Raw genomic sequence first — 21,345 nt, 5'->3', positions numbered from 1 at the left:
GAACAAACGGAACGTCGCTCCATTTATATACGGAACATTGTTCCGTTTATCAAGGTGGCGCGTCGGATAATTCGAAATGTGAGGAGAGACAGGTGTTGGAGACCGGCAAAAATCCGGACCGGCCCGTACGGGCGGACGCAAAACGCAATCTGGATTTACTGCTTCAGGCCGCAGCAAAAATCTTCGCGACATCGGGTGTGGATGCGCCGGTGCGAGAAATAGCCGAAAAAGCCGGCGTCGGGATCGGCACGGTCTACCGTCACTTTCCGGAACGATCGGATCTGGTGATTGCCGTTTTTCGCCATGAGGTCGACGCCTGCGCGGATGCGGCCCCGGTTCTGGCGGCCTCCCACGGGCCCGGCGAGGCGCTGTCGCGCTGGATGGAGCGCTATATGGATTTCATCGCGACCAAGCGAGGGCTTGCGGCCGCCTTGCATTCCGGCGATCCGGCCTTCGACGGTCTGCCTGCCTATTTCCAGGAGCGGCTTCGCCCGGCTCTGCAAAACCTGCTGGATGCGGCCGCATCCGCCGGGGAAATTAGAAGCGGCATCGAGCCTCAGGACCTGCTGCGCGCTGTGGCCAGCCTCTCCGCACCCGATGCGAACGGCGATACGTCTCAAGCAAGACGAATGGTGGCGCTGTTTCTGGATGGCCTCCGTTACGGCGCGGTTGGCACCTGAAAAACTAAAGCGTCTCGCGATCTTTCAGATTCGCGTACGCTTTAGGTTTTTGTTTTTACGCATGTCTTTCCGCAAAACCGCGGCACACTTTTGCGACATATGCCTTAAACGCCCTTCGGACGGTATGTCTCGAACAGGCCGTCGATCGCCTTCTGATATTCTTTCTGGGCCTCGATACCGCTGTCGAACATGGTGCCGACCATCTCCGCAAACGGCGCCATCATCCTTTTATCAGCCGGCTTCTGCTTCTCACCGGGCGGGCTGCCGGCCGTCATCATGTCCTGAAACGCCTTCATGAAGGGATTGCCGGCAAAGATGTCTGCCGGCGCGGGTTTCTTTTCGACCGGTGTCGGCTGGAAGAAGGCCTGCATGGCCTGGGTGAAGGGATTGTCGAAAGGATTGGCGACCGGCTCGGGCTTCCGGGCAAGGCCCGCGGCCTCCAGCCAGGATTGCATCATCGGCGCGAACGGCGTGTTGGCAAAAGCATTGCCGGCACCGGTCATCTGGTCCGTCGCCTGCTTGAAGAGCCCGCCCATGAGCGCCGTCGCCATGACCGGCAGCATCTGCTTGTAGATCTCCTGGCCGATGCCGGTCATCTGCGCCGCCTGCGCCGCGATTGCCCGCGACATTTCCTTTGAGCCGAAAAGCTGGCCGAGAATGCCATTGCCGTCCGCCAGACCCTGCGGAGTAAAGGCTTTCGTCATGTCCTCGAAATATTGCGCGTGGTTTCCGCTCGTCATGGCGGCGAGAAAGGCACTGAAATCGTAGGGATTGGAAGCATTGCGCTTCATCGCCGTCGAAAATGCCGGCATGAGGGCCGCGGTCGCCTTCGCCATCTGCTCTTGCGCAAGTCCGAATTGTCGGGCCATGACCTCCATCGCCTGGCCATTCTGCGCATTCAGCATCACGTCAAAAAGCGGAAGCATGTAAGACCCTCTCCAGCTGAAGCGTTCCACAATCGATGGAGCGCTTCGGGCAAATCGACCCATGTCGTTGCACTATAACGGGAAAAAGTCCGCAGCAAATCGCTTTCTGCGATGCCGGCTAACTCAATACTGATAATCCTCGAAGACCGGCTCTACGGAACCGTTCCAGCGGCCATTATAAAGCGCCAGCATGTCTTCCGCGAGAGTCGCCTTCTTGGCGATGACCTCGTCGAGCGGCGACAGGAAGATGCTTTCGTCCATGCCGTCACCGTTCAGTCGCTTGCGATTCTGGAGCCCGAGGCGGGAGATGCCGATAACCTCGCGGCCGATATCGAAGAGCGAGACGCCGTTGAGCTTGGCGTTCAGACCTTCTGCAGGCACGGCATCGCGCATGGATAGCGTGTCTTCATAGCTCCAGTGGCGTGTCAGCTGTTCTGCTGCATCCAGCGCCGCATCGTCATAGAGAAGGCCGACCCAGAAAGCCGGCAACGCACAGATGCGACGCCACGGACCGCCGTCGGCGCCGCGCATTTCGAGAAAGCGCTTCAGGCGCACGTCAGGGAAGAGCGTGGAGAGGTGGTTGGTCCAGTCGCCCATGTTCGGCTGCCAGTCGGCGATTTCGCCCTTCAGCGCGCCATTCATGAACTGGCGGAAGGTCACATGCGTACAGTCATGATAACGGCCGTCGCGCACCACGAAATACATGGGCACGTCCAGTGCCCATTCGACGTAATCCTTGAAACCGAACTCCGGCTTGAAGGCGGAGGGCAGAACGCCAGCACGCTGGTTATCGGTATCGCGCCAGATGTCGCCGCGCCAGGACTGCAGGCCGTTCGGCTTGCCTTCGGTGAAGGGCGAGCTGGCAAACAGCGCCGTCGACAGCGGCTGCAACTTCAGCGACACCTGCATCTTGCGGCGCATGTCCTCTTCCGAGGAGAAATCGAGGTTCACCTGGATCGTGCAGGTGCGATACATCATGTCGAGGCCCTTGGTGCCGACCTTCGGCATGTAGCGGCTCATGATGTCGTAGCGGGATTTCGGCATGCGCGGGGTTTCCGCCAGGGACCATTTCGGGCTACCGCCCATGCCGAGGAAACGGATGCCGAGCGGCTCGGCGATCTCGCGCAGATCAGCCAGATGCCGGTTCGATTCCTTGCAGGTCTCGTGGATGTTTTCGAGCGGCGCGCCCGAAAGCTCGAACTGGCCGCCCGGCTCCAGCGAAATCGCGCCGCGGCCGGACTGCTCGACGAGGCCGATGATCTTGCCGGCGTCGATGATCGGCTCCCAGCCGCTCTTCTTCGCCATGCCGTTGAGCAGCGCGGAAATGCTGGCTTCGCCATCATAGGGAACAGGACTGTTATCGGCCTTGAAGAAGGCGAATTTTTCGTGCTCGGTGCCGATGCGGAAGCGATCTACCGTTTTGGACCCTTGAGCCAGATAGTCGCTCAGTTCGGCGATCGAGGCAATCGGGGTCTGATCGGTGGTATCGCGAGCCATGGGCATCTTCTTCTGAATGGATGGAACAGGCGGAAAGGCTCCGGCTGCTTGAACCGGATTGGGCCACCGCGCAAGTGAAATTCTTTCAAGGCGCGTTCAAAAAATCAACAGCATGAAAAAGCATGTCGCAAACAGGCGAGGACGTTACTTCCAGTCGCCGATCGCGGCCTGAATGACGGCCATGGCGGCAACCGCTGCCGTATCGGCCCGCAGGATACGCGGCCCAAGTGGAATGGCTGTGACGAATTCCAGGCTTCGAAGCAGCCTGCGCTCGTCGTCGGAGAACCCGCCCTCCGGACCGATCAGCAGCGCGTGTTTGCTTTCCGTGATCCGCGAGAGGATCGGCAGGGGATTTTGTCCTTCATCGCCTTCATCACAGAAGATGATACGGCGCTCCTTCGGCCAGGTCTCAAGGATATCCGTGAGCCTGCGCGGTTCGGCCACATCGGGAATACCGAGCACGCCGCATTGCTCCGCGGCCTCGATGACGTTGGCCCGCACGCGATCGAGGCTTCCGAGCTTGCCCTGCACATGCTGGGTCATCACCGGCTGGAGCAGCCCTGCCCCCATCTCGACGGCCTTCTGCACCAGATAGTCAAGCCGGCCCACTTTCAGCGGCGCAAACAGATAATGGAGATCGCATGGCGCCGGCTGCGGCCGGGCCTGTTCGGTCGCGATCAGGATCAGCCGCTTGCGGGTTGGAAATGAAAGCTCCGCCTGCCATTCGCCATCGCGCCCGTTGAAGACGAGCACGACGGCACCTTCCTCGAACCGAAGCACATTGACGAGATAATTGTACTGCTCCTTGGTCGCCTCATAGGTGGCGCCCTTTGAAAGCGGCGTATCGATGAACAGCCGCTGCATCCGGAAATTGGCCCGCATCAAAGCCTCTTACATGAAAAACAGGTCGAAAAGACCGTACATGGCGGCCGAAAGCAATGCCGAAATCGGCACCGTGATCACCCATGCGCCCACGATTGTCAAAAGATGCGAGCGGCGAACGAGCCGGCGGCGATGTTTCTCATCGGGATTTTGCGGCGCGCGGCGCTGGAACTCTTCATGGCCGGTTTTCTTGCGCACATACTCCAGCCGCCGCGCGGAATTGCGGGTGTACCATTCGCGGAAAAAGCCGATGCCGAAGACGGCGCCGACAGCGGTGTGGGTCGTGGAGACGGGCAGGCCCATGGCGGATGCCATGATCACGGTGACGGCTGTCGCGAGCGCCACGCAAAAGGCGCGCATGGGATTGAGACGCGTAATTTCCTCGCCGACCACCCGGATCAGTTTCGGGCCAAACAGCAAAAGCCCGCAGGAAATGCCCAATGCCCCGATCAGCATGACCCAGAGCGGAACTGCGGAATACGGTCCGACGCTGCTGGTAGTCAGTTCGGTGACGATCGCCGACAGCGGCCCTACGGCGTTAGACACGTCGTTTGCGCCGTGCGCAAAGGAAAGCAGGGCCGCGGAAAAGATGAGAGGGATCGAAAACAGCTTGCGCAGAGACTGATTGCGGTTGTCGAGGCCGATTGCCTGCCGCCGGATGACGGGGCGCATGACGAAAAACGTGAGCAGCCCCACGCCGATCCCCGCCACGAGACCCTTCCATGTGGCAATTTCGACGATACGATCGAGCGCGGCCAGCAGGAAATAGCTGGTGAACATGCCGAACATCAAGGCGATGAGGATCGGCATCCAGAAGACCGCCGCCGTGATCTTTTCTTCCCGATAGATCAGGAATGTCTTGATAAAAGCGAGAAACACCGCTGCAATGCCACCCCCCAGCAGGGGAGAAACCATCCAGCTCAGCGTGATGCCGGCCAGGGGCAGCCATTGCACCGCGGAAAAGCCGGCTGCGGCGATACCGGCACCCATGATGCCGCCGATCACCGAATGCGTCGTCGAAACCGGCGCCCCGGACCATGTCGCGATATTGATCCAGATGGCGGAAGACAGGAGTGCGGCCATCATGACCCACACGAAGGCCATGCCGGATGGCATATAACTGGCGGAAACGATGCCGGATTCCACGGTCCTGACGACATTGCCGCCTGCAAGCAAGGCGCCGAGGATTTCGAAGACCGCGGCAATTACAAGAGCCACGGGCAGACTGATCGCCCGCGAACCGACGGCAGCGCCGACATTGTTGGTCACATCGTTGGCACCGATGTTCATCGCCATGTAACCGGCGATCACGGCCGCAAATACGATGATGAGGAAGCCGGGCTGTTCCAGAACATAGAGGGCTGCGAACATGCCGCTGGTCAGCATGAAGAGCAGGCCGAGACCAAGCCCGGCCCAGGGCTTCAGCACAAAATGCGATGCCTCTTCATTGAAGGTGACCTTCTCCAAATCCTTGTCGAGCGTCAGCTTTTCAAGGCTGGGCGGTGATTTTGCCACAGACACGTCTCCATTCGGGGCTTGTTGTTTTGCCAGCCCTCGACCGGCTTGTTTCCCCGCATTCTAGCCGCTTTCGAATGATTCTTTGTGAAATGCAAGCGTGTGCATCCACTTTGCGCGCCACGAGGGAAAGCGGCATCTTCCATGCGATCAGGGGATGAAGATATTTAGCCGGCGGCCGATAATGGCTGCGGACGCATCGTATCGAGCAATTGTTGCTCAAACCGCAGGATGAGTTCCTTCAGCTCCGGCTCTGCCACGCGTGACGCCGCTTCCGGGAAGCTTACCCATTCGAGCTTGCGCACCCCCTTTTCCTTGAAGCGCCTAGCCATCTCGAACACGACGATCGGATAGACCTGAACGCGGCAAGCCACCTTCATGCCGTGATCGAGGCCCTTGGAATAGGTGTAATAGCCGATGCTCTGCTCGCTGACCTCACCCTTGACGCCCGCCTCTTCCCAAGCCTCCTGCGCGGCGGCTTCATGGGATGTCTTGCCATCCATCGGCCAGCCCTTGGGAATGACCCAACGGCCGGTATCGCGGCTGGTGATGACGAGCATCTCCGGCTGGGCGCTCTTCTTCTTGAACCGATAACACAATGCAGCACACTGAACGCGCACGGGGCGGCGAAACATCAGTCGTACTTCACTGGTGATACGGTCCAAAAAGTTCAATGTCAGGGCATCCTTTCAGTTTTTTAAAGGGAATCACGATCTCCGATGCGTTCGTGTCAGTATGCTCCGTTCGCGAAGCCTGTAAACGCGCAGATCTAGTGATACACATATAGTATTTAAGGTTGTCGCAAAGAAGAGCCCGACGGCCTAAAAAAGGTCAAACTAGGCAAGCGTTGCGAACGCCGCTCTTCCGAATGCGATAAAAGGCGATGCACATGCGACAAAAGTGTCGCACATTTCTAAAGGCGGCCCGCGATACGCTCAGGTGCCGACGTCGCGCTGCTGCATGCGCATCTGCGAAATCCGGCTCCACTCGCCGCTGCGCTCGGCATCCCGCGTGGCGGTGATGATAAAATCGATGTGGGCGTGGGCGGCGTCGCGCGCCGCGTCCGGATCGCCTGACATGATGGCGGCGTAGATCGCTTCATGCTGGGCGAGCAGCCGCTCCCCTGCGCCAGGGGCATCGAAAAGCACGGCACGATTGAAGAAGATGCCTTCGCTCAAAAGCCGGTAACAGGCCCTCAGCGTATGCAGGAGGATAATGTTATGGGCGCTTTCGCCGATGGCGTTGTGCAGTTCCACGTCGGTCTTCAGCCCGCCTTCGGCTGACCCGTCGCGATGGGCGGCGCGCATCTCTTCCATGATCCGGGTCAGCATGTCGCGATCGAAGCGGGTAGCGCGGCGCGCGGCAAGGGCCGCCGTCATGCCTTCCAGTTCCCGCCGGTATTCCAGATAATCCAGCGTCGCCTTCTGGTGGCGGGCAATGAGATCGATGACCGGCTTTGAAAAGATCTGGCCGATGACATCGCCGACAAAGGTGCCGCCGCCATGATGGCTGACGAGCAGCCCACGCGCCTCAAGCTCCTTCAACGCTTCGCGCAGGATGGGGCGGGAAACATCGAGACGGCCGGACAGGTCGCGCTCGCTCGGCAGCCGCTCTCCATCGCGCAGCACGCCTTCGAGGATGAGAATTTCGATCTGATGAACGATCTCATCTGCCGTGCGGCTCGGCGCGATGCGGGAATAGGTATCGATGGGGGCGTCGGTCACGGCTGGCTCCTTGGCGGCAAATCTAGCTGCACCGCAAAAAGTGGTCAAATTGTTTGGCCACTTTCAGTGCTGCAAAGTTTGTCCATGCGTCAAACTGCCCTTTTCTTTTTACGTCCGAGGTTGGTAAGACCTTGCTGATGAAGGCGTCAGAGGGGACACGCTTCGTGGGAAATTTTTCGTTTCCGGCCGCGGCCGCAAGGGCGCAGGCTCTGGGAGAAATCCATGCGCGGCCTTATGCGCTGGTCAGTGCGCCGCGGGTCATCTTCCAGCTTGCCTTCATGACGGATGGCGGTTCCGTCGTCGATCATGCGGTTCTATCGGAGCTGTCACGCGCGCGGGGTGTGACCCCTCCCGGTCGCGAAGCCAATCATCACGCCATGCCCTGGGGTCAGGGCACGCTGCGGTGGGAACGGCACACGGAATTCTCGACCTACTTCTGGGACTGTCCGGCACCGGAAAACTTTGATGATCCGGTGACGCTCCATCCTTTCGGCGACGGCTTCCAGCCGCCGGGTACCCTGATCTCGGGGATCCGGCTGGAGATCCGTCCCGACACGCCGGAAATCCGCAAGGCCATGGCCGCCTTCGATCCGACCAGCCTATGTTACGGCGATGTAAAGGGTGGCCAAGGGGCCGTGATTACAGATTTTCGCCAGAACGGCGACGGGCTGACCCGCATTCTGGTGCTGGACGACGGCATGAGCGAGGCCGGAACCGGCGCGCTGGTGCAGCGTCTGCTGGATATCGAGACCTATCGCACGCTGGCGATGATCGGCCTGCCGATGGCGCAATCCCTGTCTCCTGACCTGCGCCGCATCGAGGACGGCCTGACGGCGATAACCCAACAGATGCGCAACGATGCGCGCGAGCATGCCGATACCATGCTGGGCGAGATCACCCGACTGGCAGCGGAGCTCGAGGCGAGTGCCGCCCTCAGCCTCTATCGGTTCGGCGCCAGTCGCGCCTATTACGGCATCGTGCAGGAACGTATCCGTGCGCTGGGGGAAACCGGCGTTCATGGCTACGAGACCATCGGCAGTTTCCTTGAACGGCGTCTGGCGCCGGCGATGCGCACCTGTCAGTCCGTCGAGGAGCGGCAGGCGAACCTCTCGCGCAAACTCACCCGCGCCACCGCACTGCTGCGCAGCTGGGTCGATCTCGAACTGGAGCGCCAGAACACGGCGATCCTCAACTCGATGGACCAGAGGGCGAAACTGCAACTGCGCCTGCAACAGACCGTCGAAGGCCTCTCGGTCGCCGCGATTTCCTACTACATCGTCGGATTGTTCGGCTATCTCGCCAAAGCACTCGACAGCGAAGGTCTGCCGGTCAAATCCAGCGTGCTGACGGGTCTATTTGTGCCCATCGCCATCATCGCCATGTGGTTCATCGTCCGCCGCATCCGCAAGTATCACGCGGAGGAGGATGGTCAGTGAAGATCAGCGGCTTGCCGCTTCTTCGATGACGTCGGAAACCCATTCGTTAAGGCTCTTGTCGGCCGCTTTCGCGGCAATGGCCGCGGCTTCATGTGTTTGCGGCGAAAGCCGGACGTTAAAGCGGCCGGAAAAGTTCCTGAAGGCGGGAACGTTCTTTTCCGCGCACATATCAAGAAAGACTTTCAGCGAGATCGCGCCTTCCTTCCGCAGGTTATCGATGCTGTCCGCATAGAAATCGGCACCACCGTTGAGGCCGAGAAACTCCCCCCTGAACAGGCCGATCTCCGGATCAAGCGACACGACCGCCCGGTGACCATCGATTTCAATCGTGTTTTTCATGTGTGATCCCATTGCTTTCAAGCCATTTGCGAATACTGGCAACTGCACCCTTGTCGGTTTCCGGCGACGGATGTGGCCGATGGAAGACCCTGACTTCGCCAAACAGAAAAACGCCGATGCGCGATCCTTCGCGTTCGCTGATTTCGGCACCAAGCGCCAGAAAAAGCGCCTCTATGTCCGACCAGCGGATGGTGCCGCTCACAGGACGACTGAATATCTGCCGAAGTGTCGCGACATGCTTCCGTTGCATGGGCTACTAGTACCGTATATTGGTACTAATTTCAACTTTCCCAATAGGGCACCGGACCATAAAGATCGGCCAGGAAATCGATAAACACGCGCACCTTGGCAGGCAGAAACTGACGGCTGGGGTAAAGGGCCGACACGGCAAGATGTTTCGAGCCCTCCCATTGGGGAAGAACCTGGATCAGCTTTCCGCTTCTGAGCTCCGGCCCGATATCCCAGGTCGAGCGCAGGGCGATACCGGCGCCGGCGATGACGGCTTCGCGGATGATTTCGGACGAGTTGGTGACCAGCGGCCCCTCGGCGCGGTAAACGATCTGGCCTTCCGCACCTTCCAGCCGCCAACTTTCATTGTTATGGGCTGGCAGGCAGATGTGGTGCACGAGATCGGCGATGGTTTCGGGATGTCCATGCCGGGCGATATAGTCCGGTGCGGCGCAGAGAATGCGCCGGACAGGCGCCAGCCGGCGGGCGACGAGGCTGGTATCCACCAGTTCGCCGATACGGATCGCGAGATCGAAACCATCCGCAACGATATCGGTGAACTCGTCGGTCAGGACGATATCGATTACCAGGGCCGGATGCGCCTCCATGAAGCGCGGCAGATGCGGCGCGATGTGCAGCCGGCCAAAGGATGTGGGCGCCGTGATGCGCAGCCGCCCCTGCGCCAGTTGCGAGCGGCCGGCCGCGAAGGCTTCGGCTTCCTCGATGCCCGCCAAGACCCCTAGAATGCGATCGTGAAAGCCTTGCCCGGCTTCAGTGAGGGAAATCTGCCGGGTGGTGCGCTGGAAAAGCCGCGTGCCCAGCCGATCTTCCAGCCGCTTGATGCGTTTGGAAGTAACCGCCGGAGAAAACCCGAGCGCACGGCCCGCCGCGGACATGCTGCCGGTTGCCACAACGCGGGTGAAGATTTCGAGATCGCCCAGATTTGTCATGAATGGACTTGATTGTTTCGGGAATGGAAAAGATGCAATAGCATTTGTCGAGCAGGTTCGATAGTGGTAAAGAAACTAGACCAATTCGAAAGCGAAAGATCACGGCGTGTCTGAACAGATCGCATTCCTGGAGCCCAAGCGATCCGTGCTCGATCGCCGCGAAACGATTGTCGCCGATCTCGCCGATCTGCTGCCGCCGGGCTGTCTCGTGAGCGATGTCAGGGGCCTCGTGCCGTTCGAGACGGATGCCTTTATCGCCTATCGTCGTGTGCCGCTGGCTGTCGCCCTGCCCGAAACGACGGCACAGGTGGCGGCGGTTCTGAAATACTGCAGCCGCTACGGCATTCCCGTCGTGCCGCGGGGCGCGGGCACATCGCTTTCCGGCGGCGCGATCCCGCAGGAAGATGCCGTTGTCATCGGCCTTTCCAAGATGACGCGCATTCTCGACATCGACTTTCCCAATCGCACCGCGACCGTGGAGGCGGGCGTCACCAATATCAGCATCTCCGAAGCCGTGATGCCCGAAGGCTTCTTTTACGCGCCGGACCCAAGCTCGCAGCTCGCCTGCACCATCGGCGGCAATATCGGCATGAACTCGGGCGGGGCGCACTGCCTCAAATACGGGGTCACGACCAACAATCTGCTGGGCGTGAAAATGGTGCTGTTCGACGGCACGATCATCGAGCTTGGCGGCAAGGCGCTGGATGCGGCGGGTTACGACCTGCTTGGTCTCGTCTGCGGCTCTGAAGGTCAACTCGGCATCGTCACCGAGGCAACGGTACGGCTTCTGGCGCGGCCGGAAGGAGCGCGGCCGGTACTCTTCGGCTTTTCCTCGTCTGAAGAGGCGGGAGCCTGTGTCGCTGAAGTCATCGGCTCGGGCATCATTCCGGTTGCCATCGAGTTCATGGACAAGCCGGCGATCGGCATCTGCGAGGCTTTTGCCAAGGCGGGTTATCCGATGGATGTCGAGGCACTGCTGATCGTCGAGGTCGAAGGCTCCGAAGCGGAAATGGATGCGACGCTGGCCAGCATCATCGACATCGCCCGGCGTCATGGCGTGACCACCATCCGCGAAAGCCAGTCCGCGACCGAGGCGGCGCTGATCTGGAAAGGCCGCAAATCCGCCTTTGGCGCCACCGGCCGGATCGCCGACTATATCTGCATGGACGGCACGGTGCCGCTTTCGAAACTTTCGGAGGTGTTGCGCAAGACCGGCGAGATCGCGGCGCGTTACGGCCTGCGCGTCGCCAACGTCTTTCATGCCGGCGACGGCAACATGCATCCGCTCATCCTTTACAATATCAACGATCCGGAAGACGCCGCCCGCGCGGAAGCGGCGGGCAACGATATCCTGAAACTCTGCGTCGATGCCGGCGGCTGCCTGACCGGCGAGCATGGCGTCGGCATCGAGAAGCGGGACCTGATGCTGCACCAGTTCACGCAGGCCGACCTCAACCAGCAGATGGCCGCCCGTGCCGCCTTCGATCCGCAATGGATCATGAACCCGTCCAAGGTCTTCCCGCTTGAGGGGCGCCCGACCGCATGAACATCGATTTCGAACCGCAGACGGAAGACGACGCAGCCGCCATCGTGCGCGCGGCTGCGCAGCGTTCGGCCCGGCTCAGGATACAGGGTGGCGGTACGCGCGGCATCTGCGCGGCCATAGAGGCCGATGCGGTCCTGTCCACCCGCAAGCTCTCGGGCATCGTCAGCTACAACCCCGCCGAAATGACGATGAGCGCGCTTGCCGGTACGCCGGCGTCCGAGATCGAGGTGAAGCTTGCCGAGCATCGTCAGATGCTGGCCTTCGAGCCGATGGACCCGCGCGGTCTTTCGGGCGCTACCGGCGAGCCGACGATCGGCGGCGTTTTCGCCACCAACAGCTCCGGCCCAAGGCGGCTTTCGGCCGGTGCCGCGCGCGATCACCTGCTCGGCCTCCGCTTCGTCAATGGCGAGGGCATCGTGATCAAATCGGGCGGCCGGGTCATGAAAAACGTGACAGGTCTCGATCTCGTCAAGCTGCTGGCCGGTGCGCACGGGACGCTCGGCCTCATGACGGAGGTGACGTTCAAGGTCCTGCCGCTGCCGCCGGCATCGGCAACGATCGTGCTTTCGAGCCTCAACGATGCCGAGGCGGCGGGTGCCATGGCGCGGGTGATGTCGATGCCATCCGAGGTTTCAAGTGCCGCGCATCTGCCGGAAAGCGTGCGCGGACGCTTCATCAGCGGGCGATTGCCGGATGGCCCGGCAACGATTTTTCGGCTTGAAGGCCTGCCCGCCACCGTCTCGGCGCGTGCGGAAAAGCTGACGTCCGCCTGCGCAGTCGCGGGCCCCGTAACGGTTCTGGAGGATCAGGACAGCCGTGCGCTGTGGCGCGAGGTTCGCGATGTGAAACCGTATGCCGACGGAACCGAACGCGCGCTCTGGTGCGTGTCCGTCGCCCCGACCGTCGGCCATCAACTGGTCGCAGCGCTTCGTCTCGAAACCGGTGTCGATGCCTTTTACGACTGGCAGGGCGGGCGCGTCTGGCTGCGCATGGAGGCTGATCCGGAAGCAGACCTCGTGCGTCGCTTCATCAAGGCGCTGGGTGGCGGGCACGCGCGACTGATGCGCGCCTCAAGCGCAGTCCGCGCCGTGACGCCCGCCTTCGAACCCGAAACTCCGGCGGTCTCCGTTTTGTCGGCACGGTTGCGGGAGAAGTTTGATCCGAAGGGTATCTTCAATCCGGGGCTGATGGGGTGATGATGCAAGAATTTCCTGCCATCTCCGAAACGTGTAAGGCGGTCGCCTGATGCAAACATCCTTCGCGCCCGCCCAGCTCGCCGATCCCCAGATTGCGACGTCGGAGCAGATCCTGCGCAAATGCGTGCATTGCGGCTTCTGCACCGCCACCTGCCCGACCTATGTGACGCTGGGAAACGAGCTCGATAGTCCGCGCGGTCGCATTTATCTCATCAAGGACATGCTGGAAAACGATCGTCCGGCGGATGAGGAGGTCGTGACCCATATCGACCGCTGTCTGTCCTGCCTTTCCTGCATGACCACCTGTCCCTCCGGCGTGAACTACATGCACCTTGTGGATCACGCCCGCGTTCATATCGAAAAGACGTATGAACGTCCGCTCGGCGACCGTCTGGTGCGCGCCGTGCTGGCGGCGGTTCTGCCCTATCCGGGCCGCTTCCGGCTGGCACTGAAGGCCGCCGGCCTCGGCCGACCCTTTGCCGGGCTCCTGAAGCGTATCGGTCCGCTGAAACCGTTTGGCACGATGCTCGATCTGGCGCCGTCGAAGGTCGCGCCCGCTTCCATCGCGGACACGCCGGGTACCCACCGCGTCGATGGTCTGAAGCGCGGCCGCGTGGCAATCCTTTCCGGCTGCGCCCAGCCGGTCCTGCGACCAGAGATCAACGAGGCGACGCTGCGGCTGCTGGCCCGGCTCGGCGTCGAAGTTGTCGTGCCGGAAAACGCGGGTTGCTGTGGCGCGCTCGTGCATCACATGGGGCGCGAGGAACAGGCGCTGGAAGCCGCCCGCCGCATGGTCGATGCCTGGCTCAAGGTGAAGGTAGACGGTGGCCTCGATGCCGTCATCATCACCGCTTCCGGCTGCGGCACGACGATCAAGGACTATGGCCATATGCTGCGGCTTGACCCTGACTATGCCGAAAAGGCGGCAGAGGTTTCGGCGCTGGCCAGGGATATCACGGAATACCTTTCAGGCCTCGAACTGCCTGTGCTGGAGAAACGGGCGCTGACCGTCGCCTATCATTCCGCCTGCTCCATGCAGCACGGCCAGAAAATCACGATGGCGCCGAAGGTTTTGCTGAGCAACGCGGGTTTCACCGTGCGCGATCCCGGCGAAGGACATCTCTGCTGCGGCTCTGCCGGCACCTACAACATCCTACAGCCGGAGATTTCGACGACGCTCAAGGCTCGCAAGATCAGAAACATCGAGGCGACCAAAGCCGATATCATCGCCACCGGCAACATCGGCTGCATCACCCAGATTGCAACGGGAACGGCAATGCCGATCCTGCACACAGTGGAACTGCTCGACTGGGCTTACGGCGGACCAAAACCCGCATTGCTCGAAACCCGGGACTGAACGCGGCGATCAATCGGCAGGAGCGCCTTGCGCGCTCCTGCCGATGTTGCAGACGATAATCGAGAGCATCAACTCAGTTTCGTCTTCAGGAACTCGACCGTTCGCCCCCAGGCAAGATCGGCGGCCGCCTTGTCATAGCGGGCAGACGAGGTATCGTTGTTGAATGCGTGATTGACGCCGTCATAGACGAAGAGCTGGAACTCCTTGCCATTGTCGGTCAGCGCCTTCTGGTAAGCATCGATGCCGGCATTGATGCGCTCGTCGAGACCGCCATAGTGCAGCATCAGCGCGGCCTTGATCTTCGGCACATCTTCCGCCGGTGGCTGGGAGCCGTAATAGGCGACGCCGGCCTTCAGGTCCGGCAGATTGACCGCCATCCGGTTGACGAGGCCACCACCCCAGCAGAAGCCGATCGCCCCGACCTTGCCATTGGTCAGAGCGTTGCCTTGCAGATAGGTAATGGTTGCGCCGCCGTTCTGAACGGTTGCAGCGGGGTCGAGCGTGCCGATCATTTCGCGGGCCTTGTCTTCGTCGGTCGGCGTACCCCCGGCGGGCGACAGGAAATCCGGCGCGAGCGCGATGGAACCTTCCAGAGCCATGCGCCGTGTCACATCGCGAATGTGCGGATTGAGGCCACGGTTCTCGTGGATGACGATCACGGCCGGCAGCTTGCCAGCGGCGTTAACGGGCTGCACCAGATAGCCCTTCATCTCGCCGGCTGCGCCAGGATAGGTGATATCCTCGCCCTTGATACGCTCGTCGTTGTCCGCGACGATCTGCGCCTTGGCACTACTGGCGGCCAGCATCGGCGCAATTGCGGCGGCAGCGGCCGCGGAGCCGGCAAGGCCCGTGAGCTTTTCCATGAACCGCCGGCGATCCAGCGACAGGTGAGTATATTCGTCGTAGGCGTTGATCATCGCCTGGGTAATGACCGGTTTATCCATACCACATCCTCCTCTGGCCCTCATGGCCCTCACTTCCCGGCGGACTTTACGCCGCCAGTGGCCGAAAGATTAGTCCATGCGCATGAGAGGACCAGAGGCGGGTGGAACGGAAAACCCGTCCGCATCACAAAATTGCGTGATGCGCCCGTGAGCAGCCATCTCCCCTACTGCATATACCAGCCGTGGCTGACGACCAGCGACTGGCCGGTCAGCGCATTGGTCTCGAAACCGGCAAACAGCAAGGCGACTTCGGCGACATCCTCAACGGTGGTGAACTCCGTATCGACCGTGCAGGAAAGCATCATCTTCTTGACGACGTCCTCCTCGGAAATGCCAAGTGCCTTGGCCTGTTCCGGTATCTGCTTTTCCACCAATGGCGTGCGCACGAAACCGGGGCAGATGACGTTCGAGCGGATGCCATGAGGCCCGCCTTCCTTGGCGACTACGCGGGCAAGGCCGAGCAGGCCATGCTTGGCGGTGACATAGGCCGATTTCAGCGGCGAAGCCTCATGCGAATGCACGGAGCCCATGTAGATGATCGCACCGCCGCCTTGCGTCTTCATATGCGGCACGCAGGCCTTGGTGGTGAGGAAGGCACCGTCGAGATGGATCGAGAGCATCTTCTTCCAATCGGCGAAGGGAAAGTCCTCGATCTTGTGGACGATCTGGATGCCGGCATTGGAGACCAGCACATCCACCCTGCCCCACTTCGAAATGACGGCGGCAACGCCGCTGTTGACCGCTTCTTCGCTGGTCACGTCCATCTCGATGCCGATGGCTTCGCCGGGACCGGCGGCTGTCAACTCGGCTGCTGTTTTTTCCGCCGCATCGAGTTTCAGATCGGCGATCACGACCTTTGCACCTTCGCTGACATAGCGCTTGGCAATCGCTTGGCCGATGCCGCTGGCGGAGCCGGTGACGATGCAAATCTTTTCCTTCAATTTCATGATGTCGCTCCCTTTTTAGGCGACCGCGGTTTCAAGCGGCCGGTCCTTGTCTCAGTTTGAGGGTTTCAGCCGCTTCTCGGCAAGGTCGAAAATCTCGATGCCGTGTTTCGGCCGCTTGCGGTTCTTCCATTCCGGCGAAGACAGGGTCTCGACAACATCGTCATAACCGGCCCGCCAATGTTCTTCGACCGAGAGGCGTGAAAACTCATAGTCCTTCGAATGGCTCTCATAGGCCGCCTGACGGTAGATCAGGTGAACGATCGTGACTGCGGCATCATTGCCAATTTCCTCCAGAAGCCGCGCATCGGGATCATCTGCGAATTCCGGCGGCAACTTTGCCATCAGGCGCTTGGCCGCCATGCGAACCCGCTGCATGCGCCGGAAGAGATCGGTGTTCATGCGCGTGCGGCTGGAATAGCGGATTTCCTTCTGCCGCGATTCGACATCGAACATGGTCTTCGGCATCGGGCCGGTGGCGCTGAAGAGATCCACCTGGAAGATGCAGAGATCACTCTCTAGCTGCTGCCCCAGCACCTTTTGCAACGGCGTGTTGGAAACGATGCCGCCATCCCAGTAATGCCGGCCATCGATCTCGATCGGCGCAAAGCCGGGCGGAAGCGCCCCGGAGGCGGCCACATGGGCGAAATCGAGATTGCCCACGGTGTTGTCGAAGTAGCGGAAATTGCCGCTCTCGACATCGACGGCCCCGAGGCTCACGCGGACATCACCCTTGTTGATGAGGTCGAAGTCGACGAGTTCGCCCAGCGTCTCGCAGAGCGGCGCTGTATCATAAACGCTGATCGCGGCCATCGGGTCTCCGATCATCGCCCAAGGCTCCATCAGACGCGGGGTGAAGAAGCCTGGAACGCCGGTGAACGAGCCCATCAAGGCCGAGGCTTCGTTGAACCATCGCCGCATGATATCGCCATTGCCGTAAAACACCCCCGACAGCCCCGACGAGACCTTGTGCCAGAACCGGCGTAGGTTTTCGACGCGCTGGTCGATCGGGCTACCGGCGATGATCGCCGAGTTTATCGCACCGATGGAGATGCCGGCCAGCCATTCCGGCCGGATGCCGGCCTCATGCAGCGCCTCATAGGCCCCTGCCTGGTAAGCCCCGAGCGCGCCGCCGCCCTGAAACACCAGCACGATCTTCTCATCCCTCATAAACGCCACCTCTTGAATGCTGCATTGCATCAATCAACCAAACGAGCAGCATCGCGGTTCCCATCGCAAAGATTAAATCATGGAAAGATGACAGTGGGAGGCATGAAGGAGATCAGAGCCAAGATCATGATAATCAATATTTTATCAGGCAATCCGTTCAGACCCGGCAGGCCGGATGAAGGCACCATAATCCAGCTTTGTGCAGCGCGCAAACAAAGACCCGCCGGATCACGGAAATGCGATGTGAACGGCAAACAGCACCCACAGCGCGACCACGCAGAAAAATCCGAACAGGAAGAGACGCCGGCGCAGCATCAGCCGATTGGACGTGACATGCACATAGGCATGCACATAGCGGCTTATCACGAAGAGCCATGCGATGGCGAGCGCGAGATAGGTAGCCCCGGACGTGATGTTGAAGAGAATGCAGACGATGTAGAACAACATCGGCAGTTCGAACTGGTTGATGAGGCTTCGTGCCACCGTGGCGCTCGGATCGGGCTCGATCCACGGAATTTTAAAGTCGTGGGCCTTGACGAGACCAGCCTTGACAGCGCCAACCCTGCGAAGGGACATCAGCAAGTAGATTGCGAAGATCAGCGCCGTCTGCGCGATCATCGGCCAGAAAATAGCGGTATTGGCGTTCATGCGGGCTCCCATGGAATCGATCGTTTCATACGTAGAACGTTTCGCCGGAAAGCACAGGATGGGGAAGAACTTTTGCAGCACCGCCAAGCTGGCAGGACGTGATTGATCCTGGCAGCAAAACGGCGGGACAAGCCCGCCGTTCGCCATTTAGCCGATATGAAACCCGCTTATACGGCGCCCGGATAGTTCGGGCTTTCACGGGTGATAGTGACGTCGTGCGCATGGCTTTCGCGCAGGCCCGCGCCGGAGATGCGCACGAACGTCGCGCGCTCCTGATACTCCTTGATGTCCTTGCCGCCGACATAACCCATGGAGGCCTTGAGGCCGCCTGCGAGCTGGTGCAGCACGCCCGAGACCGGCCCCTTGTAGGGAACCTGACCTTCGATGCCTTCCGGAACGAGTTTCAGCGTGTCGCGCACTTCCGCCTGGAAGTAACGGTCTGCCGAGCCGCGGGCCATTGCGCCGACGGAGCCCATGCCGCGATAGGCCTTGAAGGAGCGGCCCTGATACAAGAACACCTCGCCCGGGCTTTCATCCGTGCCGGCAAGCAGCGAGCCGATCATGACGGCCGAGGCACCGGCGGCGATGGCTTTGGCGAGATCGCCCGAGAACTTGATGCCGCCATCGGCGATGACAGGAATGCCCGAGTCCTGAGCCGCTTCGACAGCCGACATGATGGCCGCGAGCTGCGGCACGCCGACGCCGGCCACGATACGGGTGGTGCAGATCGAGCCCGGGCCGATACCGACCTTGACGGCATCGGCACCGGCGTCGATCAGCGCCCTGGTCCCGTCGGCAGTCGCGACGTTGCCGGCCATGATGCGAACGGAGTTCGACATGGTCTTGACCTTGGTGACGGCATCGAGAACGCGCTGCGAATGGCCATGCGCCGTATCGACGACGATGAGGTCAACGCCGGCATCGATAAGGCGCTCGGCACGCTCGATACCATCGTCACCGACGCTGATGGCGGCGGCGGCGCGCAGGCGCCCCTGGGCATCCTTGGACGCGTTCGGGTTAAGCTGCGACTTCTCGATATCCTTGACGGTGATGAGGCCGACGCAACGGCCGTCGCCATCGACCACCAGCAGCTTTTCGATGCGGTGCGCGTGCAGAAGCCGCTTGGCTTCCTGCTGGTTGACGTTTTCCTTGACCGTGATCAGGTTCTCACGGGTCATCAGTTCGTAGATCTTCTGGTTCGGATCGGAGGCGAAGCGCACGTCGCGGTTCGTCAGGATGCCGACGAGGCGGCCGGGCTTGCCGGTCGGGCCTACGTTCTCGACAACCGGAATGCCGGAGATGCTGTAGATTTTCATCAGGTTCAGCGCATCGGCAAGCGTCGCATCCGGGCCGATGGTGACCGGGTTGACGACCATGCCGCTTTCGAACTTCTTCACCTGCCGGACCTGCTCGGCCTGCTCGGCCGGCGTCAGGTTGCGGTGAATGACGCCGATGCCGCCGGCCTGCGCCATGGCGATCGCGAGGCGGCCTTCGGTGACTGTGTCCATCGCGGACGAGAGGATCGGCAGGTTGAGATCGATATCCTGGGCGATGCGGGTGGCGATGTTCGTCTGCCCCGGCATGACTTCGGAATGTCCGGGTTGCAACAGGACGTCGTCGAAGGTCAAAGCTTCGAGACCGGTTGCCGTTTCGATGATGCGCGCCATGGGCCAAGTTCCTTCAGGGTAAAAACGGGCTATCCAAGGGGGAACATTGGGAGTGGTCCACCTTGATCGCTTGCAAGAAATTCTTGGAAGTTGGCGAGGGCTCGTAACACGAGTTTGACAAGAAAGGAATAGCAAAAACCGGCGTCAAGGCCGCATTCCCGCATCGCGTGCGTTTTCATCAATTCTTAGGTGTATCCGCTGCCGGTCTTTTAAAGCTTATCCTGTAAAAGACTTTCCGTGACCGGGGCAAAACAAGGTCACGTCAAGAAACAACGCAAAGTAAACGGGGATTAGCAATGTCTGCATTGAAGAAGAGAGCGCAAGCGCTCGAAAACGAATTTGCCTATCAGCAGGAATTCATGTTCAAGGCCACGGCACGCCGCAACGCGATGCTGGGCATCTGGGCTGCCAATACAATGCGCCGGACCGATGGCGAGCAGTATGCCCGCGAGCTGGCGGTTGCCGATGTCACCACACCGGGCGGCGCCTATGATCGCGTCCGCTCCGACTTCAAGACGGCCGGCGTCAACTGTTCCGACGACGAACTGCAAAACCGCATGATCGCCCTGTTGAAGGACGTCGCCAAGGACATGCGCGGCTACTAAAGTCCGCCGACTTCAGGCAAAAAGGCCCATCACGCATGGGCCTTTTCGCATTTTCGAACGTCAGATGTCGAACTGATAGGTCGCGGGCACGAAACGATATCCCTCACCCGCCTTCTCGACAAAGCCGACGGATGGATACGGCATATGGTATCCGACGAAGGGAAGACGATCGGTCGATACCATGTCGAAGACCTTCTTGCGCGTTGCCGCCGCTTGCGCCTTGTCCATGTCGAAGCGCACCTCCCAGTCAGGCTTCTGCAGCGACAGAACGAAATGGTTGGCCGTATCGGCGGTCAGCAACAGCTGCTTGCCGTCGGATTCGATCCGGAAGATCATGTGGCCCGGCGAGTGCCCGAAGGCTTCGACCCCGACGATACCGGGGACAACTTCGCTGCCTTCCTTGATGAAGGTCATCTTTTCAGCCAGCGGTACGACTTTCGAAACGACGCCCTTGTGGCCGCCTTCCGCCGGCGTGCCGACACGCGCAGGATCCTTCCAGAAATCATATTCGACCTGGCCGGCAACATAACGGGCATTCTTGAAGGCCGGCGCGCCGCCTTCCATCACGCCGCCGATATGATCGCCATGCATATGGGTGAGCACGACCACGCTGACCTGCTCCGGCGAATAGCCGGCCTGCTTCAGCCCATCCAGCAGACGCCCGGCGCCGGCCTCACGGCCCGCCTCGCCCATGCCGGTATCGAAAAGCACCACATCCGAGCCGGTATCGACAAGCGTCGGCGAAAAGCCGTTGACGAATTTTTCGGTCGGCAGGAAGTTCGCCTGCAGCAAGTCCGCAACGGCCTGCTGCGGCTGATTGGTGCCGAAGGTCTCATGCGGATTTTCAGAAAGTCGCGTGCCGTCGCTGATGACGGTGACCTTGAAGGCACCGATATTGAAGCTGTTGGTCCTGGCGGGTGGCATGGCGGTTTCCGTGGCTTGGTCCTGCGCCTGCGCGGCACCGGTCATGATGAAAGGAGCGGCGAGCGCGCCGCCAGCCGTGATCTTGAATAGTCCGCGACGGTCTGATGAAAAAGATGTCATCGAAAGTGCCTCCAAGGTTTCGCCGTTGTCTCAACTTCCCGTTTCAA

21 protein-coding genes are annotated in these 21,345 nt (G+C 60.7%); 6 read left to right on the top strand and 15 right to left on the bottom strand.

What is annotated here, in order from left to right; translation table 11 throughout:
- Positions 1-92: 92 nt before the first annotated feature.
- Positions 93-680 carry a TetR/AcrR family transcriptional regulator gene (locus BLX89_RS06810; protein WP_425348598.1) on the top strand — a complete coding sequence of 196 codons (588 nt, stop codon included), beginning with the start codon at positions 93-95 and terminating at the stop codon, positions 678-680.
- Between the two features lie 104 nt (positions 681-784).
- Here the strand turns inward: BLX89_RS06810 and BLX89_RS06805 are convergent, their stop codons facing one another.
- The 6 genes from BLX89_RS06805 to BLX89_RS06780 form a co-directional block, all read right to left on the bottom strand.
- Positions 785-1,606 (bottom strand): DUF937 domain-containing protein, encoded by an 822-nt coding sequence (locus BLX89_RS06805; RefSeq protein WP_075289925.1) that lies wholly within the window; start codon positions 1,604-1,606, stop codon positions 785-787.
- A 123-nt stretch (positions 1,607-1,729) separates the two neighbouring features.
- Positions 1,730-3,103, bottom strand: a complete 1,374-nt coding sequence (locus BLX89_RS06800) for a glutamate--cysteine ligase (RefSeq protein ID WP_075289924.1) — start codon at positions 3,101-3,103, stop codon at positions 1,730-1,732.
- Between the two features lie 144 nt (positions 3,104-3,247).
- The gene (locus tag BLX89_RS06795) at positions 3,248-3,985 is read right to left on the bottom strand and encodes a 16S rRNA (uracil(1498)-N(3))-methyltransferase (protein ID WP_075289923.1); all 738 of its coding nucleotides are present in this window, start codon (positions 3,983-3,985) and stop codon (positions 3,248-3,250) included.
- Positions 3,986-3,994: 9 nt separating this feature from the next.
- On the bottom strand, positions 3,995-5,500 hold the full coding sequence (locus BLX89_RS06790) for an inorganic phosphate transporter (RefSeq protein WP_075289922.1): 1,506 nt from the start codon (positions 5,498-5,500) through the stop codon (positions 3,995-3,997).
- A 167-nt stretch (positions 5,501-5,667) separates the two neighbouring features.
- A complete protein-coding gene (locus BLX89_RS06785) occupies positions 5,668-6,174 on the bottom strand; it encodes an NUDIX hydrolase (RefSeq protein WP_143523537.1) in 507 nt (168 codons plus the stop codon).
- Positions 6,175-6,435: 261 nt separating this feature from the next.
- Positions 6,436-7,224 carry an FCD domain-containing protein gene (locus BLX89_RS06780; protein ID WP_083637362.1) on the bottom strand — a complete coding sequence of 263 codons (789 nt, stop codon included), beginning with the start codon at positions 7,222-7,224 and terminating at the stop codon, positions 6,436-6,438.
- Positions 7,225-7,388: 164 nt separating this feature from the next.
- On the opposite strand from BLX89_RS06780, the gene BLX89_RS06775 reads away from it, so the two are divergent.
- Positions 7,389-8,660: a DUF3422 family protein gene (locus BLX89_RS06775; protein ID WP_425348597.1), complete on the top strand. Its 1,272-nt coding sequence runs from the start codon at positions 7,389-7,391 to the stop codon at positions 8,658-8,660.
- A 3-nt stretch (positions 8,661-8,663) separates the two neighbouring features.
- On the opposite strand, the gene BLX89_RS06770 is transcribed toward BLX89_RS06775, so the two are convergent.
- From BLX89_RS06770 to BLX89_RS06760, 3 genes are read right to left on the bottom strand one after another with little or no spacing between them, the layout of a single operon-like run.
- On the bottom strand, positions 8,664-8,999 hold the full coding sequence (locus BLX89_RS06770) for a type II toxin-antitoxin system HicB family antitoxin (protein ID WP_075289918.1): 336 nt from the start codon (positions 8,997-8,999) through the stop codon (positions 8,664-8,666).
- Positions 8,983-9,249, bottom strand: a complete 267-nt coding sequence (locus BLX89_RS06765) for a type II toxin-antitoxin system HicA family toxin (RefSeq protein ID WP_075289917.1) — start codon at positions 9,247-9,249, stop codon at positions 8,983-8,985. Before BLX89_RS06765 ends, BLX89_RS06770 begins: the two co-directional genes overlap by 17 nt.
- Positions 9,250-9,280: 31 nt before the next feature.
- Positions 9,281-10,177 (bottom strand): LysR family transcriptional regulator, encoded by an 897-nt coding sequence (locus BLX89_RS06760; protein WP_075289916.1) that lies wholly within the window; start codon positions 10,175-10,177, stop codon positions 9,281-9,283.
- A 106-nt stretch (positions 10,178-10,283) separates the two neighbouring features.
- Between BLX89_RS06760 and BLX89_RS06755 the strand changes: the two genes are divergently transcribed.
- From BLX89_RS06755 to glcF, 3 genes are read left to right on the top strand one after another with little or no spacing between them, the layout of a single operon-like run.
- The gene (locus BLX89_RS06755; RefSeq protein ID WP_075289915.1) at positions 10,284-11,723 is read left to right on the top strand and encodes an FAD-binding oxidoreductase; all 1,440 of its coding nucleotides are present in this window, start codon (positions 10,284-10,286) and stop codon (positions 11,721-11,723) included.
- Positions 11,720-12,919, top strand: coding sequence for an FAD-binding protein (locus tag BLX89_RS06750; RefSeq protein WP_075289914.1), 1,200 nt, complete (start codon positions 11,720-11,722; stop codon positions 12,917-12,919). The genes BLX89_RS06755 and BLX89_RS06750 overlap by 4 nt, the downstream gene beginning before the upstream one ends.
- A 49-nt stretch (positions 12,920-12,968) precedes the next feature.
- Positions 12,969-14,276 (top strand): glycolate oxidase subunit GlcF, encoded by a 1,308-nt coding sequence (gene glcF / locus BLX89_RS06745; protein WP_075289913.1) that lies wholly within the window; start codon positions 12,969-12,971, stop codon positions 14,274-14,276.
- Positions 14,277-14,344: 68 nt separating this feature from the next.
- On the opposite strand, the gene BLX89_RS06740 is transcribed toward glcF, so the two are convergent.
- The 5 genes from BLX89_RS06740 to guaB all read right to left on the bottom strand — a co-directional run bounded on the left by BLX89_RS06740 (position 14,345) and on the right by guaB (position 19,649).
- Positions 14,345-15,220: a dienelactone hydrolase family protein gene (locus BLX89_RS06740; protein ID WP_075289912.1), complete on the bottom strand. Its 876-nt coding sequence runs from the start codon at positions 15,218-15,220 to the stop codon at positions 14,345-14,347.
- A gap of 164 nt (positions 15,221-15,384) precedes the next feature.
- The gene (locus BLX89_RS06735; RefSeq protein WP_075289911.1) at positions 15,385-16,167 is read right to left on the bottom strand and encodes a 3-hydroxybutyrate dehydrogenase; all 783 of its coding nucleotides are present in this window, start codon (positions 16,165-16,167) and stop codon (positions 15,385-15,387) included.
- A 51-nt stretch (positions 16,168-16,218) separates the two neighbouring features.
- Positions 16,219-17,334, bottom strand: coding sequence for a patatin-like phospholipase family protein (locus tag BLX89_RS06730; RefSeq protein ID WP_425348596.1), 1,116 nt, complete (start codon positions 17,332-17,334; stop codon positions 16,219-16,221).
- A gap of 228 nt (positions 17,335-17,562) precedes the next feature.
- Positions 17,563-17,982, bottom strand: a complete 420-nt coding sequence (locus BLX89_RS06725; protein WP_075290376.1) for an MAPEG family protein — start codon at positions 17,980-17,982, stop codon at positions 17,563-17,565.
- A gap of 167 nt (positions 17,983-18,149) precedes the next feature.
- Positions 18,150-19,649 carry an IMP dehydrogenase gene (gene guaB, locus BLX89_RS06720; protein ID WP_075289910.1) on the bottom strand — a complete coding sequence of 500 codons (1,500 nt, stop codon included), beginning with the start codon at positions 19,647-19,649 and terminating at the stop codon, positions 18,150-18,152.
- Between the two features lie 296 nt (positions 19,650-19,945).
- Between guaB and BLX89_RS06715 the strand changes: the two genes are divergently transcribed.
- Positions 19,946-20,254 (top strand): ATPase inhibitor subunit zeta, encoded by a 309-nt coding sequence (locus tag BLX89_RS06715; protein ID WP_075289909.1) that lies wholly within the window; start codon positions 19,946-19,948, stop codon positions 20,252-20,254.
- A gap of 60 nt (positions 20,255-20,314) precedes the next feature.
- Here BLX89_RS06715 and BLX89_RS06710 read toward each other — a convergent pair whose 3' ends face one another.
- Positions 20,315-21,298, bottom strand: a complete 984-nt coding sequence (locus BLX89_RS06710) for an MBL fold metallo-hydrolase (RefSeq protein WP_075290375.1) — start codon at positions 21,296-21,298, stop codon at positions 20,315-20,317.
- Positions 21,299-21,345 lie beyond the last annotated feature (47 nt).

This window comes from Pararhizobium arenae, assembly GCF_001931685.1.
Classification (GTDB): domain Bacteria; phylum Pseudomonadota; class Alphaproteobacteria; order Rhizobiales; family Rhizobiaceae; genus Pararhizobium; species Pararhizobium arenae.
The sequence above is the reverse complement of the archived record's forward strand: the minus strand, read 5'-3'. Positions and strand labels throughout refer to the sequence as shown.